The sequence below is a fragment of the Anaeromonas frigoriresistens genome, from assembly GCF_016820655.1.
Lineage (GTDB): Bacteria > Bacillota > Clostridia > Tissierellales > SIT17 > Anaeromonas > Anaeromonas frigoriresistens.
Window position 1 is genome coordinate 1 of sequence record NZ_WSFT01000025.1, and the last position, 19,106, is coordinate 19,106.

Sequence of the window (19,106 nt, forward strand, 5' to 3'; positions counted from 1 at the left end):
TTCAAAGACCAAATTGTTTTGTGCCGTTACCGGCGACTCTTAATACTATATCAGATCTTTCGACGCTTGTCAACACCTTTTCAAAAAAAATTTAATCTTTTGTCGAATTTGTTAATCCTTCATGCGACTTTTAATACTATATCACTAAATGTATTCTTTGTCAATACTATTTTTTATGATTTTCTGCCTCGATATCCATCGGCAACTTTTAATACTATAGCAGGTATTATAAACTAAGTCAATATAATATACTATATTTTAATTGGTATATTAATCCACCCATATTTTTCGTATACCCTTCTATATATATAATATTCATATATTAATAAGTAGGCAAAAAATTAAAGGGGTGATATCACCCCTTTAATCTATTAATTCTTTTCCCATTGTAAACGCTTTAATGTTTATATCTGCATACTTATCTTTTATCATACTTTTTATAATGTCATTCCAATTAATATTTTCTAGTCCTATAGCTTTTGTTAATGCACCTAGCATTATTATATTCTGAGTTCTAATATTTCCTAATTCCTTAGCCAATTTAGCAGCTTTTATAACAGTAGGTTTACTTCTTTCTTGTAAATCTTCTAATATAGTATTAGGATAATCAACATCACCAATCAATACTGGTACTGATGGAATCTTATAATCACTTATAACTAATTTACCATCTGGTTTTAAATAATCTATCCATCTTTCAGCTTCCATTTGTTCAAAAGCTACAATTATATCCGCTTGACCTTTTCCTATAATTGGTGAGTATACTTTTTCTCCATATCTAATCTGAGTGGTTACACTTCCTCCTCTTTGAGCCATACCATGGACTTCTGACATTTTCACATCATATCCTGAATTAATCAGTCCATTGGATAATATTTTACTTGCTAATATAATCCCTTGACCCCCGACACCTACTAATAATATGTTTTTCACATTACTCATTTTGTTCACCCACCTTTTTAATAGCATCAAAAGGACAAATTTGTAAACACACATCACAGCCTACGCACATATCTTCGTCTATTATAGATCCTGTTTCTGGATCAAAAGATATTGCAGGACAACCTGCCTTTAAACACATTTTACACTTTTTACATATACCACTTTCCACTACGCATGCTTTTCTGTCTAAACCATATTCTTCTACTTCATCATCTGTAGACTTCTTAAGAACACAAGGATATTTCGTTATAATAACCATAGGTTCATCTAGTTTCATTGCTTTATTAATTGCATTCTTTGTTTGATCTAAGTCCAATGGATTAACTACCTCTATATGTTTTACACCAATGGCCTCACATAGCTTAATAATATCGATTTCTGCTGCTTCTTCACCCATCAATGTATATCCTGTACCTGGATTTTCTTGATGACCTGTCATACCAGTAATTCTATTATCTAATATTATAGTGGCAGCGTTACCTCTATTGTAAACAATATCAATAAGACCTGTTATTCCAGAATGGAAAAACGTTGAGTCTCCAATAACTCCAAACACTTTCACATCTCTTCCATTTACTTCACAAGCTTTACTAAATCCATGTCCTGCACTTATACTAGCACCCATACATATGCACGTATCCATTGTACTTAAAGGAGGAGCAGACCCTAGTGTATAACAACCTATATCACCCGTTACTACAACATTCTTTTTTCTACTTAACTCATAGAATAACCCTCTGTGAGGACATCCCGCACACATCGTAGGAGGTCTCCCTACAACATTTTCTTCTTTCTTTTCTATCGTTTCTGTTTTTTCCCCAAATATTGATTCTCTAATAATGTCTGGATTTAGTTCTCCTATAAGAGGTATAGATTCCTTACCTATAACTTCAATTCCCATAGCCTTAATTTCCATTTCTAAATAAGGCTCTAATTCTTCTATTACATATAACTTTTCTACTGACTCAGCAAATTCTCTCATCTTCTTTTTAGGTAAAGGAAATGTGAATCCTAATTTTAAGAAAGATGCATCTTCTCCAAATACTTCTTTAGCATATTGATAGGCAACTCCAGAAGTAACAACTCCTACCTTTTTATCATTCCACTCTATTCTATTTAAAGGTGTATTATTACTAAATTCTTCTAACCTTACTAATTTATCTTCTACTACTACGTGAAGCTTTTTTCCATTAGCTGGTGTAGCTACATATTTAGGAATATTTTTATTATATTCTTTTATTCCTACTTCTTCTCTTTCTTCACAGTCTACTAATCCTTTACTATGACATATCCTAGTGGTCAATCTAAATAACACTGGTACATCATATTCTTCACTTATTTTATATGCTTCCTTTATAAAATCTTTAGTCTCTTGACTATCACTTGGCTCTATCATAGCCACTTTAGCCGCTTTAGCATAATATCTGTTATCTTGCTCATTTTGCGAACTATGCATTCCAGGATCATCTGCAGAAATAATAACACATCCACCATTAACTCCAGTATATCCAAATGTAAATAAAGGATCCGCAGCTACATTTATACCTACATGTTTCATAGCAGCAAGTGTTCTTGCTCCTGCTATAGATCCACCGATCGCTACTTCTAATGCTACCTTTTCATTAGGTGACCATTCTGAATAAATCTCTTTATAATTTGCAACATTTTCTAATATCTCAGTACTTGGTGTTCCTGGATAAGCTGCAGCTAATGTAACACCTGCTTCATATGCTCCTCTAGCTACGGCTTCGTTACCCGTTAAAAGCTTTTTCATATATACCACTCCCCTTTTTTATGCTATAACACTACCTAACGCTATAGAATTTAATTTTGTTTGATGATCGTCTGCCCTTGAAACTAATATTATAGGAACTTTTGCACCCATTATTACTCCAGCAGATTGAGCATTAGCAAAATAAGTTAGACTCTTTCCAATTCCATTTCCCATTTCAATATTAGGAGCTAATAGAATATCTGTTTCCCCAGCAATATCGCTTTTAAAACCTTTTGTAATTGCAGCTTCTTTGGATATCGCCAAATCCAATGCTAGAGGACCTTCTACAACTACATTTTTTGAATTTTCTTTATCCCATAATTCTTTAATTTGTTCTGCATCTACTGTAGCTTGCATTTTAGAGTTAACCTTTTCCTTAGCTGCTAGACATGCTACATTTATTTTTTCATATCCTAGATTATTAAATGCTTTTACTGCGTTTTTTATTATAGATACTTTTTCTTCTGCTGATGGAGCAATATTCATTCCTCCGTCTGTTAATACTAACAACTTATGATATGTTGGGATTTCATAAAACATAACATGACTTAATAAACTATCTGTTCTTAATCCATAGTCCTTGTTCAGAACTTCTTTTAATAATATTGAAGTATCAATAAGTCCTTTCATAACAAAATCTGCTTTTCCTTCACTTACAAGCTTCACAGCAGTTATTGCAGATTCCTTTAAATTGTTTGTATTAATTTTTTCATATCTTTCTATATCAAGTCCCAATTCCTCTGCAATCTTCTTAGTCTCAGATATATCCCCTATTAATATAGGTTTTATAATATTTAATTCAGCTGCTTCAACGATAGCTCTTAACACATCTCTATCTTCACTAGCTGCAACAGCTAATCTTTTTGTGTCTTGTTTTTGACTCTCTTGTACCACTTCTTTAAGACTATTCACCTAACCCCTCCTCCTATTACAATTTTTTGGATTTATTAAAATTTTTTATCTTCTTATATATAATTAGATAATAAATTCTCAAATCCTCTTTCAAATTGAATATAAATTTTTAATTTTCTGTAATTTGTTTATATAAAAAAGAATGGAGATTAATTTCCATTCTTCACCTTATCTATTTCTTTTCTACAAGCTATAGTTATTTCATCTTTTGGATTCATTTCAAAGGCTTTTTCTATATCTGTTTCAGCCTTATCTATATTCCCTTCTTGTAAATATGTCATACCTCTATTACACAATATTTGATATTCCTTAGGTCTCATTTCTATAGCTTTATCAAATTTAGAAATTGCTTCATCAAATTTACCCAAATTTGCATAACATAATCCAATTTCATTCAATGCATCTACTTGATTAGGTTTTAGAATCAAAACTTTATGAAAGTACCTAATAGCTTCATTATAATTCCCTAATTGTCTATATCCTAGACCTACTATAAATAAAAGATTCCACCAGTCACCATTATCTTCTGTCAATGGTAATAACTTTTCTAGTCCTTCTTGAGATTTACCCGTTAAAATCAAATTATATCCTTGCTCATATTGTACATCATCTTCCATTCCTTTTAATTGTAAATTTATTTCTTTAATGAGTTCATCTTTAGAAGTCATATTAATAAATTTTTTCCATATTAATTCTGATTTTTTAAATTGTTTCGTATTTCTATAATGATATCCCAATTTATAATAAGCTAAGTCAAAACTTGGATCTATATCTAAAATTATTTCAAACTGCTTTGTAGATTCTTTAAAAAATACATTTCCATCATTAATTTCATTCTTATTATAATAATCAATTGCCTTACCCTCTAAAGCTAATCCGTAACTATATAACCCTCTAATATTTTCTGTATCCATACTAATTAAGGCTCTTAGGTATACCATACCTTCTTCAATTATATTATCATTAATCCTTTTTATTCCTTCTGCTAATATATACCCCTCTATATTAGAATCATAAGAATATAGTAAATTTAGATATTCTTTTCTATGTTTAAAGTTTGGTTCAACTCCTAATGTATATATTATACCCTCAATTATGTATTTTAAGTTCAGTTCTTCTACTGCTTTACCATCTTGAATTTCTTTCAATAAATTACTAACAACCAGAGGAAGAGGTATATCAGTATTGAATTTCAAATCACTAAGTTGTGGATTAGCTTCTTCTTTTAGTTGAATAAAATAAATATTATCAGTTTTCTCTTCAAAATACTCTTCTATTGTTCTTATCACACTATCACCTTCTGTTATAAAATTTTATGGAATATTAAATCATCCACATATCTCTCTATATTATCATTATAGTGATGCATATGGACACACCCCGATAAGGTAAAACCTTGTTTAAGCAATGTGCTTACCGAAGGCTGATTATCACTATATACATAAGCTCTCACTATTTTTATACCTTTATTTTTCATATCCTCTAATCCAAAACCAGTCAATTTCCGAGCTATTTTCTGTCCCCTTAATCTTTTATCTACTGCTGCTGTCAAAAAAGCACTATGGCTTCTATATTTATTTCCTCTCAAACCTCTAAACACCCCAGCAATATCATCCCCATAGTAAGCAACATAAATAAATACATTTTCATCAGTAATCATTTTTTCTAAATCAAAAGTACTGTCTATATCAGTAAAAGAAATTTGTGCCCCTTCTTTCTTAAGATCTTGAAAAAAATTGTACACCTTTAATACATCATTTTTTCCCATTACTTTTAAGTTTATATCCATGTATACTCCCCCAGTATTATCTACTTATATAAATCTCTCATATATATCCTTTTTCTTCTTGTACTAGTGCTTAAACTATCAAATAATACTCCCCTATATATCATCACAAATGAAAAAACAACTTGCCCTATAACATATATAAATATTGAATAGACAGAGATATCTATAGTTGATGAAAATCTTATCATAAATAGACTTAATATTATACGTCCAGATAAAAAATATAAGGCAGCTAAAAATACTATATTAGGAACAAACCATTCTAACCAATTTTCTTTTATGAATTCAAAAGCATATACTATAGTACCCCAGGGATCATTATATTTAAGATATATTGATTCTGGCAAAGGATTTAGTAATACAAAAACTAAAACTGGAACAATCATCATTATTATTGAACCGATACTTCCTAAAATAGGTGCTAAAACCATACTATATAATATACTAGCAAGCCATCCAATTAAAAGAACTCCATATACTTTCCTTAATAATGCTGTAAATCCATCTTTAACATCTTGTAATGTAAATCTTTCTATTCTAATTATATTTTGCAATAAATATAGATAATTAGAAGTCATAGCTGCCATAGCTAAAGTAAGGATTATCCCTCCGATTATTCTTAATACCCCTATAAACAGACCATTTATTATAATTCCGAGTATTGCATTGATTGTTATATAGACAAAACCCATAAGTATAATTTTCCAATTTTTAAATAATAAATCAAGGGTTGTCTTTAAAGTATCCTTATTCAGATAAAATATATCTTTTAGAATAACCATCCTATTCCTCCTCTTTATAAAAATCTTCTGTTATATCTATAACTTCAGATTTTGTAAATACTTTATTCTTTCCTTTATGAACAAACATAATGAACTTTTCACCCCATATAATATTTTCTCTTTCATTTGTTTCAAAAAACTTAAGTATATCAAACTTAAACTTAATTATTGATATATCCTTTATAATCTTTTTCACTGGGATTTTTTCATAATTAGGTAGATATTTAATAATATTTTTTTCATCTTGTAAGAAATCGTGTCTATACTTTTTAATTTTTTCTTCATCATATACATTCATATACTTTGGAGTCAATGAATTGTTATTAAATATATAATCATATTTTATTATATCATTGAATATATCTAAATCTTTGGAGATTCTGTCATTATAATAATCATATATTATTTTATATAGTTTATTAAGACTATGAGACATTGTATGATAATTAAACTCTTCCCAGTACTCAGCAAAGTCTTCATAGAAATCAAAAGCAGACTTAAAGTAATTCTTTATTATAAATTTTAAAGTATGCTTGAAATTTAATTCATTACCATATTTCTCAACTAAATCTTCAATAGTTTTGAGTTTTAGAATTTCCTCATATGTTATATAATCATTTTCCATAATCTCATAGGGAGGTTTATCTATATATTTAAATCCATGAAGTTCTTCATTGTTTCTCAATTCCGATCCTTTTAAAAGTTTTAAAAAACCTAATTGTAATTTTTCAGGCTCTAAATTATACACATCATTAAAAGATATTTTAAAAGTATTATAATCTTCATATGGAAGTCCTACAATTAAATCCAAATGCTGGTGTATATTTTTATAGCTATTAATCCTATTTACAACTTTACTTAATTTCTTAAAATCTGTAGTTCTTCCAATAGCTTCTATTGTTTTCTCATTTGTAGACTGTACTCCTATTTCAAATTGAAACATTCCTTCTTTAACATTTTCTAAGAATTTTAACATTTCATCATCTAATAAATGAGCTGTCACTTCAAAGTGAAAATTAATATTATTAGGGTTGTTATTAGCTATATAGTTCATAATTTCCATAGCATACTTCTTATTAGTATTGAATGTTCTGTCAACAAATTTTACTTGCTTTACATTAGACTCTATAAGGAATTTCAAATCTTCTTTTACTCTATTTATTGAAAAAAATCTAACCCCTTCAATAGTTGATGATAGACAAAACTTGCAATTAAAAGGACAACCTCTTGATGTCTCATAATAAACTATCTTATTCCTGAAACTTTGGACATCTTCTTTGAAGGGGGATGGTATTTTATCTAGATTATTAATTAATTTTCTAGGATTATTAATTACAATATCATTATTATTTCTGTAAGCTAATCCTCTTATGTTCCAATATCCTTTGTTATCTATAGTATTCATAGTAAATTCTCTAAATGTATCTTCCCCTTCTCCATAAATGATAAAATCAATATTTTTATTATTCTTCATTATTTCTTCTATATCAAAGGAGACTTCAGGTCCACCGAGTAATATCTTTAGTTCAGGTTTTATTAGCTTTAATCTATCGCATATATCCATCACTTCTTCTATATTCCATATATAAGTAGCAAAGGCCACAATATCTATATCTTTTTTATAAATTTCAGAAACAATAAAATCTATCTGTTGATTAATAGTATATTCTTCAATTTCAACTTCTATATTCAGATCTTTTATACATTCCTTTAAATATCTAATAGAAAGTGAAGAATGCACGAACTTTGAATTCAAAGTTGTTAGTAAAATTTTCATATTTAGCCACTTCCTTATTAATTATCTTTTGTACCAAACCATGCAATATCACCATATTTTTTAAAACCTATGGCTTTTGCTAACCTAACAGAAGCTTCATTCCCATGGACTATGTGTACATATGGTATATCCCCATTATTAATTACTTTTCTTATTAGATCCCATGTAACAGAAATGGCTAATCCTTTACCTCGATGATCTTTTCTAGTATACATTATTCCCATTGAACCATCTTCTCTTATTACAGCCCAAGAAATGGGCTTTCCAGCTTCATCAAATATACAGGATGTTTCTCTCTCTATTATACATTCTTTTATATATTCTATAGAATCTTCATCTTTATATGTATAAAATTCATTAACTATCTCTGCATCTTCTAGTCGTAATTTTTCTACATTATGTCTTATTTGAGGTATTTTTATTTCCTTAGGATCTATATAATATAAATGACATATTTCATCCCAATCTATTTTATTGCTTTCTTTCATCATATTATAATACTTTATTAATACTCCAGCAAATCCTAACTCTTTTTCTTTTAAATGGTTTATTAAATTCTTTGCAATTGTATCATTAGGTGAATATATAATATTCCAATATCCATTTTTAAAAATTATTCCATTAGGATTATCAGTATCATCTACTAATATACTCCACTTCTTTTCATATTTCATCCTTCCTTGAATGTTTATTGTAGCAATTTTATCTTTATTTAATAAAGCATTTATTTTATCTAAGTTACTTATCTTCTTCATTTTATCCTCCTATAGGTTTCATTTTTTATACCCTAATATATGATAATATTCTATATCTTCAATTATATAATTACTAAGAGAATAATGATATCTATCATATGTGTGAGCAGCAATATAAATATTTTTTACACTTCTAGGTTCCTTTATGTCGACTATTACTAAAGAGTGTTCAAATATACTATCAGAATCAAAATTAAGTTGTACAATATCACCTAACTGTATCTCGTTTATATTACTCTTTTCAATAATAGGACCAGTACTTTTATTGTTCATGAGAAATTTTCTCAAATAATTGGCTGAAGTCCATGCTGGAGCTCTATTATTAACATTTACATAGTACCATCCAGTCCATTTCTCATAATTCATTGGGCATCCTCCTGCATGTATTACTTGAGATATAAAATTTGTGCAATCTCCACCAAGTTTTTCAAAATTATAATACTTAGGATTTCTATCAAAGGCCCATCTTTTAGCGTATGCTAAAGCTTTCTGACGATTATATGGATATAATTTAGTCAATTAATCACCCCCTATTTTGATAATACTATATATAAGGATAATTAATACCTATATTATACAACTTTTTCTTTCCATCTTCCTTTTCTAAACCAAGCTATTATTACTATAGCTTCAACAAATACAGAAATACTAATTGCAAGCCATACCCAATTAGCCCCCATATTTAATACCTTTGCAAATATATAAGCTATTGGTAATTTAAAAGCCCAATTAGCTACTAAAGATGCAAGCATTGGCGGTAGAGTATCTCCCGATCCCAAGAAAGCACCTCCATATACTACTGGATAAATCACAAAAATAACACCTAGGTATACTATTCTTAGATAATTAGATCCAATTTTTATAACTTCAATATCTTCAATAAATAATCTTATAATTCCTTCTGAAAAAATAAAATAAGGAATTATAAATATTATCATATTTATTGCAGCAATTTTTAATCCATCTTTTATATAATTTTCTGCTTCTTCAATATCTCCTTTTCCTAAATTTTGTCCTGTAAGAACGGAAATGGAAGTTGTAAGACCCATTAATATTATAAAAACTAAATTAAACATTCTCCCTCCTATAGTAAAAGCTGCTACAGAATTTGTTCCTGTATAGCTTGCTATTTTAAACATAAGGAGACCAGTAATAGGCCTAGATATTGCTTGTATTGCTGAATAAAAACCTATTTTGATGATTCTTAAAATAACTTTCACATCTATTTTGAAACTTCTTATAACATGCTTAAAGTCTTTTTTATATACCTTTGAGAAAATTACATATAACATTAATAAAAATGCTACTATATTTGATACTAACGTAGCTAATGCAGCCCCTCTATATCCCAATTCAGGAAATATACTATATCCATATATAAGTATAGGATCAAATATAATATTAATAACATTCATTGATACGAATATTACCATAGGAGTTTTGGTATCACCCATAGCTTGAAGTACAGATCTACCTGTTAAGTTAAAAAACATAAAAGGAACTCCCACTAAAACAATACTTAAGTAGTTTTTTGCATAAAGATGTACATTTCCAGAAGCACCTATTCCATCAAGTAATGGATCCATAAATATATATATCCCTATAACAATTAAAAACCCAACTATTAGAGATAATATTAATGCTTGTTCTGTTATTGAGAAAACTTCTTTATCATTCTTCTCCCCTATTCTTCTTGATATTATCGCAATAGCTCCTGTTGCAGTTAATTGAGAGAAAACAATAAATACTCCCAATATAGATGTAGAAAACCCTACTCCTGATACCAATGCAACAATTTCTTCACTGTTTATATTAGATACAAAGTATAAGTCCACAATCTCCAATAAAGTTTGAAGTAATTGACTAAACATTACAGGCCATGCTAATCCTAATATCATATATATTCTTTTTTTGTTCATATTTGTCATTAAAAAACTCCTTTCTTATGTCACTTATTATTTTATATTCTATTTTTTATTTATTAATCCTTCCGCTAATTACATAAGTATATATTCAGTACTGTTATATTAAAGCTCTGTTTATGATATAATTATATAAATAAATATAATATGGAGGTATTTTATGGCTTATATGACTATTCGTCAAATTCGTCATCAAATGTGTCTTAATAGACTTAGAGACATGGGTTGCGAAGTTATATCTATACAAGGCGTTATGTTCTTTGTTAAATATAAATTAAATGACTTTAAAATTTCTTATATGTATCATATTAATAGTGATAATACATACTTTTTGGAAAGAATCAAACCTTATGTAGTAACTGCTGGAGATCTAAAAACTGAAGACGACGTTGTAAATCTAATAAAAGTTGATATTGAACAATTTTTAAATGCAAGAAAAAGTAAAAACTTTCAATCATTCATAGAAGTAGATACTGAGTTATCAAAAACCGTTAGAACTTTTGAAGATTTATTTTTATATTATAATCTATCTAAAGAAGATACCGAGTTGGTAAAAGATGAAATAGATAAAATTAAAAAACTCTTAAAAGAAGTTAAAGGAAGAAGCCAGAGAGTATTCTACGATAAAGATCCTGAAAATATATAATAAATATTCATATTTTTTGTAATATTAGAAGGAATAATGAAAGTTCTTGTAGAAATATACTAAAGAAAAGAATATGGAAGGAGAGGGGTCATGCAAGAATTTGATAAAATATCTATAGCTGAAATACCAAAAAAAGACATGTTACTCATTATTAGAGCCCTTGAGTATACAGGACAAAAGAAAGAATCAGATGAATATTTAACTTTGAAAAATAATATAATCAAAGAACTTAGTGAGCTTGCAGACAGTTCTGAAGAAGAATTTATAGATTATTTAGAGAAATAATTATAACACCCTTAAAAAGGGTGTTTTATTTTTTGAATCTATATAGTCCTGATTTAGTCATAACTTCAATTATCGTGGATCTTTCAAGCTTATATTTATTAATTATTTGGCACTTATTTAATAATGGATGATCTATTACTTCTCCCACCTTAAATTTAAATATATCTGGTATATTAGATATTTCAACCATTAGATTTTTTGAATTAATTCTACCTTTTCTTAATTTTATCAAGTAATCCGATATCTTTACTATAAAACTCTTATCATTATACTCTATTTTATTTATATCCTCACAGTAAATTCCAAAGATAGCTGATAGATATAAATCTTGAATTTGTAATAGTGATGTATTTTCTTTGTTTTTTATAATATTAATTGATTCTTTAATAATATTGTTTTCCATAGAGCCCTTGCCATTTAATATGTTTATTAACTCTATCCTCATTCTTTCAAAATCAATTAGAAAGTTTCCATCATATTCTTCTAAAGAAATTTTATATTCATTCTTATATTTATTTAGAAATTCAACTTGAGAAAATGTTATTATCTCATTCTTCAAAGTTAATAAGATTTCTTCTTCTATAAGTTCTTTATTAGTAATTAATATATTCAATAGTTTTCCAAGGACTATTGAATTTAATAAAACAACAATGCTCCCAGTTGAATATAATACATTTTTTATTATTTCATCTTTTGCATTTTCATAATCCCCATTAGAAATAATTATAGGTATAATTCTAGATGTAAAGGTTTCATCTTCATACTTCCAATAATTTGACCTATCTGAAATATTTATATTCTTTTGCCCTTCATCAAAGTAATACCTTAACAGTTCTAACTCCTTTTTATATCTATCATAATTTATTGTTACACGATTGGTGTCCATTGAAGGAACTAAAGACTTAATTGCACTAATCATTAACTGTACTTCATAAGATCTAAATTTATAATCTATATTATTAATAGAATCTATTGCTGCAGCTGAATTTATTATTGTATTAATTTTATTTTCTAACATAATTTCCTCCCACTCAAATTAACTATATATAAGTATAGCAAATTTAACTAATTAATAAAAGAAGACTAGAAAATCTAGCCTTCTTTTATTAATTCTTTGATCTCTTTATTAATACAATACCTGCTACAATTAATAATATAGGTAATGTTATTTCTCTTAAAAATCTAAAAACTTTAAAACCAATATTAATTGTTGCTATATTAAATATATATTGAAAAGAATATAAACCTTGATTTAGTAAAGCTAATCCTCCAAAAATTAACAGACCTAATCCTAGATAATAATAGTTCATATTAAGCCAATCCATTTCTACTACTAATTCATCTTCAACTATATCTCCTCTCATTAAACGTTTTTTAATATGGTATGCATCGAAAACACTGTAAAACCATACTACTGTAGCAAAAAGACCAATGAATCCTGCAAAGTTTAATATACTAGGTATAGCTAATAGCATAAAAAAAGCTATCATTAATTGTACGCCTCTTTTCATTAATCCTAAGTACATATGTCCTGCACCTGGAACTAATGAAAATATAAAACCTAAAAAGGAATTTGGAATTCTCTTAACTGGATAATAATTATTGTTTAATATATTTTCTTGTTCTCTATTACTATTATGATTACTATATTTTGTTTCCATTACTATTGTATCTCCATCAAAAACTTCCTTTGCTAAACATTCATCGCAAATTATATTATCTTTTTCATTATTCGAACATTCTTCACATATTTGCTTTTGACAAATATCGCACTTCAATTTCCCTTCTCTATCTTCATGATAATAACATTTCATTTTATATCCTCCTCATTCAACCTATCAAAAGGTATATTGATTAGTTCTGAAATATCCCCAAAAGGTTTAACTATTTTTTTATTGACATTTATAGAATTTAAATATAGATTTCTTGATAATGTATTTACATCTATTTCACTAGCAAAATTATTTATAAAAAAAAGCAAAAAACCAGCTGCTACTAAACTAGCTCCCCATATTTTTCTACTCTTGTTAAATGTCATAACCTTATTTTTATTTATCTTCTTCATTATGTTACTTGTGAAATTTGGTGGTGGATTTATTGAGATTGATTCATTTAACTCAGAAAAAATATATCTTATATCTTCAAATTCTCTTTTACATATATGACAACTGTCTATATGATTTTCGAATAAAATTTTATTCTTTATGTCCAATTTATTTTCTATATATCTATCTATATTTTTTTGAACTTCTTTACAATCCATAAATTTCACCTCCATATGAGTATTTATTTAAGTGTTCTCTCAATAATCTTCTTCCTCTATACAATCTAGTATCTACTGTTTTTTCTGATATTTTTAATTCCTTTGAAATATCCTTATAACTCATTTCATAAAAATGATATAATATCAGTGTTTCTTTATATATATTGGGAAGAGATTCTATTTTAGACCTTATCCCATTTCTATCTTCCTTCTGGATTATATCTGTTTCTGGCAGAATATTATCACTTATTTCAGTATTTCCTGAGAAATTATTTATGATTAAATCTAGTTTTTTTTGATTCTTTCTTTTCCAATCAATACACATATTTGTGGATACTCTATAGATCCAAGTAGATAGCTTTGATTGATTATTAAAAGATTTTATATTTCTATAAATTTTCAAGAAAATTTCTTGAGATAAATCCTGAGCTTCTAAGTAATCTCCTGTAAATTTATAAGCACATGAAAATACTCTATCCTTATATTTATCTACGAGTAATCTAAAAGCCTCAATATCTCCTTTATTGATTTGTTCTACTATCTCCTTTTCATTCAATGAGTACCACCTCCTAACAAAAAACTCTATTAGTTAATAATATTCTACTAATTGATATCGATGTCCCCATGGGAATTATCCAATTGAATAATTATTGAATCATCGCCTTTTATATCATTTATTCTCTGAGAATTAACTTCTTCCTCTATTTTTAAATCAAAATTTGTATCTATAGAACCAAATTTCACATTTGCAATAAATTTCCCTTCTTGCTTATTGTCAATATCCATAGTAATATCTCCGAACTGATTCCTTATATTGATATCACTGTTAATTTTATCATTTATATATACCTTTATATCACCATGCTTATTTATTAAATCTAATTTGCCTTTAACACTTTCTAAATCAATTTCTCCAAAAGAATTTTCTACATTTATATCTCCTTGTATATTATTAACAACAACATCACCATGTTTATTCTCTACTTGCAGCTTATTATCTATGTCTGCTACTTCCACATCTCCAAACTTATCAAGAATTTTCACTTCAACCCCCTTTGGCACTAGTATTTCTAAGTTCACTTCGATATTATTTATTAAGGACTTATTAGTTCGATAATCTTCTGTTTTTGTAATTATATCTAATATTCTATTTGAGTCACTAATTGATACTAATTCATTAGCTATTTCTTCAGCATATTCTTCATCGTTATTTTTTATATTGATAAATGCTTTTATATAGATGTTACTTTCACTATGAGATTTAACGCTTACATCTCCAAAGCTATTTTTTATATCTATTTTCTCAAACCCTCCTTCATGCCCTCTATTATACTCTTTTTCAAATGATGAATTATATTTATAAAAATCAAATAATCCATCACCTATATTTATATTGAGTCTTGATATACCAGAGGATACGCTCATTGTTATCAATATAAGTACTAGTAGTACTACACTGCCTACACTAATGGTCATCTTCATTTCATCTTCACTTTTACTAACAATTAATTTTGTTATAATGATCTCTAATCCAAAAAATATTATTATCAATGGCCAAGTCATAGATACTATTTTCCATACATTAAAATCAATAAAATTTTTCAATAGAGACATTATACCTATCGATATTAATGTTATTGCCAAAGTATTAATTCCTGTTTTTTTAACTTTCATAATTTATCCCTCCTTTTTTATTTGCTTTCATTAGTTTAGACGACAACTTTTTTATAAACCCTTCAACTTATTTTTAAAAAAATAAAAATAAAGAAATGAAGTTTAAACTTCATTTCTTTATGCTATGTCCTATTGATTTTTATTCAATAATAATTTCTTCATTTTTATCAATATACACCCATTTATCTTTTATCTTTACGGCTCCTAGACCTTCGGAGAAACTTTTCACATCATCATATCTTAATTGGATTAATATATTACCTTCCCTATCAATAAAGCCCCATTTTCCATTCTTTTTTACTGGAATAAACTGACGATTGCTATAAGGTAATCTAATATCATCATATTCAATTTCAGTAATATTTTTGCCATATGTATTTATTAATCCTTTATTGCTCTCTTTTTCAACTACTAACATATACTCATCAAAATATTCAATGCTATCATATTCTATATCAGTTAATTGGATCCCTTTTTCAGTAAATATACCCTTTTTATTATTACTTACTACTTCTATTAAATTAAATTTTTCACTATTTATTTCATCAAATACACCTTCCAAGTATACTCTTCCCTCTTCATTCATAATACCTATTTTATCTTTTAATTTAAATTTTAATAAATCATCTGTAAAATACTCAATAAAATCATATTTAGGAGAAATTATTTCTTCTCCTTCTCTATTGATCGCTCCATATTTATATCCTTCATCAGTATTTAAATATATAGAAAATAGACTGTTCCTCATTGGACTGATATCATAATACTTTAACTCTGTGATATTATTACCTTTAGTATCTATAGTACCTTCATACCCTTTTAAATCTACCTCAGCAATACCATTTTCGAATTTACTCCCAGAATCATATATAGGATCTATTACAAATTCACCCTTCTTATTAATATATCCATACTTGTAATTAATATTTACACAAGCTAGATTCTCAGAAAAAATACCTCCATGATCAAACTGAGGTTCAATTACTAAGTTTCCTATTTTATCTATATAACCATATTTATTGTTAATTTTCACTGGAGCTAAACCTTCACTAAAAAATAACCTATTACTATAGACAGGTGATATTAATTCTTCTCCATTTTTGTCAAGTGTACCCCATTTTCCGTTCTCATTCACAATATACATTTCATTGTCGGGATAATAATCTATATCTCGATATTTAGGCTCTACTATGATATTGCCATTTTCATCAGAATATCCCCATTCATTTTCTATTTCTATTAGATAAATATTATTAAGAGCTGAGAGTATTGTATTATATTTTGGTTCTAATAATGATTTACCATCTTTCATAACTAATCCATACATACCATCCAAATTAACTAACCAAAGATTTTCAGAATAAAGTTTTATATCTTCATATATAGGGTCTATTACATATTTACCTCTAAAATCTATAATGCCATACTTTTCTCCAGCTTTAACTTTTGCCAATCCATTAGTAAAATCATATGCTTCATCAAACTTAGCTTCTATAACTAGCTCTCTATTTTTATTTATATAGCCATACTTCCAGTCAATCATTACTGCAGCCAAACCTTCAGAAAAATTCCATATTTCCTGTAGATATGGCTCCCCTTCTGAACTTATTTCTTTTGTAATTGTGTCCCTAGTACAGGACACTAGTAACAGACTAAATATAATTAATATAAAAGTAAATTTCCTTTTCATATAACCGCTCCTAATTTTTAAGTAATTATACTTGCATATTATATCATATTTATATGTTTATTTTAAAATAGATACCAGTAATCTGGTATCTATTTTATGGTTATATTACATTTTTTCTGGAGCTTCCACACCTATTAAAGATAATCCTGTTTTTATAACACCTTTTGCTGAATTAACTAAAAGTAATCTCGCTTTCTTTAGTTCCTCATCATCCACTAAAATAGGACAGTCATGATAGAATTTATTGAAAGCTTGTGCTAAATCTACTATATGACGAGTTATAATTGATGGTTCATCCTTTTCCATAGCATCTATAACGATTTGTTTAAAATCATGTATTAATCTAACTACATTTATAGCTTCTTCATTTGATAATAGAGAATAATCTATATCATCGGTTACTTCAATACCAGCTTTTGATAGAACACTTGTTGCTCTTGCATGTGTATACTGAACATATGGACCAGTCTCTCCCTCAAAGGCTAATGTTCTCTCCCAAGAGAATGTGTAATCTTTTATTCTATTGTTAGATAACTCTTGGAATACTACAGCCCCTATTCCTATCTGCTTTGCAACCTTATCTTTATTTTCTAGATTAGGACTTTTCTCTTCTATAATTTCTTTTGTCTTATCAACAGCTTTATTAAGTACATCTTCTAAAAATACTACTCTACCCTTACGAGTAGACATTGTACCTTCTTCTAATGCTACCATTCCAAATGGAACATGAATACATTGATTTGCCCACTCAAATCCCATTAATTCTACAATTTTCATCCACTGTTCAAAATGCAATTTTTGTTGAGATCCTACTACATATATATTCCTATAAAAGTCATAGGTTTCTTTTCTATATAATGCAGCAGCTATATCACGGGTAATATATAATGTGGAGCCATCTCTCTTCTGAATAAGAGCTGGTGGCATTCCATAAGGCTCTAAATCCACGATTCTTGCCCCTTGAGAATCCTTTAATATTTCTTTTTTGTTCATTATATCAATTACTCTAGGCATTTTATCTGAGTAAAAGCTTTCCCCAGCAAAGGAATCATATTTAATATTTAACATGTCATATACTCTGTTGAATTCTTTTAAACTAACATCTCGAATCCATTGCCATAATTCTCTAGCTTCTACATCATCATTTTCTAACTTATGAAACCATTCTCTAGCTTGATCATCTAACTCCGGCTTTTCTTCTGCTACTTCATGGAACTTAATATATAGCTTAAGTAGCTCAGGAATAGGGTTAGCTTCTATAATTTCTCTATCTCCCCATTCTTTATATGCAACAATTAGCTTACCAAATTGAGTTCCATAATCCCCTAGATGATTTATAGCAATAGTATTAAATCCTAAAAAATTATAAATTTTGTACAGGGAATGTCCTATAACGGTAGTTCTTATATGACCAATGTGAAAAGGCTTTGCTATATTAGGAGATGAGAACTCAACTATTACATTTCTACCCTTACCAATATCTGTAGCTCCATATTTTTCTTTATTCTCATATACTTCTTTTAATACTGTCTCCGCAAATACCCCTCTATTAATAAAGAAGTTGATATATGGACCTACACTTTGTATTTTTTCAAAATATTTATTATCCCCAATCATTTCTACAATTTCTTGAGAAATAACATTAGGAGCTTTCCTAAATATCTTTGCCATTTTAAAACAAGGTATAGCATAATCCCCCATTTCATAATTTGGTGGAACTTCAATCAATCCCAATAATTCTTCTTTAGACATTTCTTCTACATTTTTATTAATCAACTCAGCAATTTGTTGTTTAAAATCTATCATCTAAAATCCCTCCTTAAGAATTTTTATAAATAAAAAAATCCCATCTCTTATTAAAAGAGACGAGATTTTACCCGTGTTACCACTCTAAT

Annotated in this window: 19 protein-coding genes and 1 other annotated feature (1 of these 20 running past the window's edge); of the genes, 2 read left to right on the top strand and 17 right to left on the bottom strand. The window is 27.9% G+C overall.

Features of this window, described 5'->3' with window-relative positions:
- Nucleotides 1–363 precede the first annotated feature (363 nt).
- The 10 genes from GOQ27_RS05775 to GOQ27_RS05820 form a co-directional block, all read right to left on the bottom strand.
- Nucleotides 364–942 carry an indolepyruvate oxidoreductase subunit beta gene (locus tag GOQ27_RS05775; protein WP_203365889.1) on the bottom strand — a complete coding sequence of 193 codons (579 nt, stop codon included), beginning with the start codon at nt 940–942 and terminating at the stop codon, nt 364–366.
- Nucleotides 935–2,716 carry an indolepyruvate ferredoxin oxidoreductase subunit alpha gene (gene iorA, locus GOQ27_RS05780; protein WP_203365890.1) on the bottom strand — a complete coding sequence of 594 codons (1,782 nt, stop codon included), beginning with the start codon at nt 2,714–2,716 and terminating at the stop codon, nt 935–937. Before iorA ends, GOQ27_RS05775 begins: the two co-directional genes overlap by 8 nt.
- A gap of 18 nt (nt 2,717–2,734) precedes the next feature.
- The gene (locus GOQ27_RS05785; RefSeq protein ID WP_203365891.1) at nt 2,735–3,628 is read right to left on the bottom strand and encodes a bifunctional enoyl-CoA hydratase/phosphate acetyltransferase; all 894 of its coding nucleotides are present in this window, start codon (nt 3,626–3,628) and stop codon (nt 2,735–2,737) included.
- A 149-nt stretch (nt 3,629–3,777) separates the two neighbouring features.
- A complete protein-coding gene (locus GOQ27_RS17435) occupies nt 3,778–4,917 on the bottom strand; it encodes a tetratricopeptide repeat protein (protein WP_203365892.1) in 1,140 nt (379 codons plus the stop codon).
- Between the two features lie 14 nt (nt 4,918–4,931).
- On the bottom strand, nt 4,932–5,417 hold the full coding sequence (locus tag GOQ27_RS05795; protein ID WP_203365893.1) for a GNAT family N-acetyltransferase: 486 nt from the start codon (nt 5,415–5,417) through the stop codon (nt 4,932–4,934).
- 20 nt (nt 5,418–5,437) lie between these two features.
- On the bottom strand, nt 5,438–6,199 hold the full coding sequence (locus GOQ27_RS05800; RefSeq protein ID WP_203365894.1) for a hypothetical protein: 762 nt from the start codon (nt 6,197–6,199) through the stop codon (nt 5,438–5,440).
- 1 nt (nt 6,200) lies between these two features.
- On the bottom strand, nt 6,201–7,976 hold the full coding sequence (locus GOQ27_RS05805) for a B12-binding domain-containing radical SAM protein (RefSeq protein ID WP_203365895.1): 1,776 nt from the start codon (nt 7,974–7,976) through the stop codon (nt 6,201–6,203).
- A gap of 17 nt (nt 7,977–7,993) precedes the next feature.
- Nucleotides 7,994–8,731 carry a GNAT family N-acetyltransferase gene (locus tag GOQ27_RS05810; protein ID WP_203365896.1) on the bottom strand — a complete coding sequence of 246 codons (738 nt, stop codon included), beginning with the start codon at nt 8,729–8,731 and terminating at the stop codon, nt 7,994–7,996.
- A gap of 18 nt (nt 8,732–8,749) precedes the next feature.
- Nucleotides 8,750–9,250, bottom strand: coding sequence for an amidase domain-containing protein (locus tag GOQ27_RS05815; protein WP_203365897.1), 501 nt, complete (start codon nt 9,248–9,250; stop codon nt 8,750–8,752).
- 53 nt (nt 9,251–9,303) lie between these two features.
- Nucleotides 9,304–10,659, bottom strand: a complete 1,356-nt coding sequence (locus GOQ27_RS05820; RefSeq protein WP_203365898.1) for an MATE family efflux transporter — start codon at nt 10,657–10,659, stop codon at nt 9,304–9,306.
- A 154-nt stretch (nt 10,660–10,813) separates the two neighbouring features.
- Between GOQ27_RS05820 and GOQ27_RS05825 the strand changes: the two genes are divergently transcribed.
- Nucleotides 10,814–11,299: a hypothetical protein gene (locus tag GOQ27_RS05825; protein ID WP_203365899.1), complete on the top strand. Its 486-nt coding sequence runs from the start codon at nt 10,814–10,816 to the stop codon at nt 11,297–11,299.
- 90 nt (nt 11,300–11,389) lie between these two features.
- Entirely contained in the window at nt 11,390–11,584 is a 195-nt protein-coding gene (locus tag GOQ27_RS05830; protein ID WP_203365900.1) for a hypothetical protein, read from the top strand.
- Nucleotides 11,585–11,609: 25 nt separating this feature from the next.
- Here the strand turns inward: GOQ27_RS05830 and GOQ27_RS05835 are convergent, their stop codons facing one another.
- The 7 genes from GOQ27_RS05835 to argS form a co-directional block, all read right to left on the bottom strand.
- Nucleotides 11,610–12,602 (bottom strand): hypothetical protein, encoded by a 993-nt coding sequence (locus tag GOQ27_RS05835; protein WP_203365901.1) that lies wholly within the window; start codon nt 12,600–12,602, stop codon nt 11,610–11,612.
- Nucleotides 12,603–12,690: 88 nt separating this feature from the next.
- A complete protein-coding gene (locus GOQ27_RS05840; protein ID WP_203365902.1) occupies nt 12,691–13,398 on the bottom strand; it encodes a hypothetical protein in 708 nt (235 codons plus the stop codon).
- The gene (locus tag GOQ27_RS05845) at nt 13,395–13,847 is read right to left on the bottom strand and encodes an anti-sigma factor family protein (protein WP_203365903.1); all 453 of its coding nucleotides are present in this window, start codon (nt 13,845–13,847) and stop codon (nt 13,395–13,397) included. Before GOQ27_RS05845 ends, GOQ27_RS05840 begins: the two co-directional genes overlap by 4 nt.
- Entirely contained in the window at nt 13,837–14,403 is a 567-nt protein-coding gene (locus GOQ27_RS05850; protein WP_203365904.1) for an RNA polymerase sigma factor, read from the bottom strand. The genes GOQ27_RS05845 and GOQ27_RS05850 overlap by 11 nt, the downstream gene beginning before the upstream one ends.
- A 47-nt stretch (nt 14,404–14,450) precedes the next feature.
- A complete protein-coding gene (locus GOQ27_RS05855; RefSeq protein ID WP_203365905.1) occupies nt 14,451–15,521 on the bottom strand; it encodes a LiaI-LiaF-like domain-containing protein in 1,071 nt (356 codons plus the stop codon).
- 139 nt (nt 15,522–15,660) lie between these two features.
- Nucleotides 15,661–17,211, bottom strand: coding sequence for a WG repeat-containing protein (locus tag GOQ27_RS05860; protein WP_203365906.1), 1,551 nt, complete (start codon nt 17,209–17,211; stop codon nt 15,661–15,663).
- 105 nt (nt 17,212–17,316) lie between these two features.
- A complete protein-coding gene (gene argS, locus GOQ27_RS05865) occupies nt 17,317–19,017 on the bottom strand; it encodes an arginine--tRNA ligase (protein WP_203365907.1) in 1,701 nt (566 codons plus the stop codon).
- A gap of 52 nt (nt 19,018–19,069) precedes the next feature.
- Nucleotides 19,070–19,106 (bottom strand) — a binding site (T-box leader); it runs 171 nt beyond the window's last position.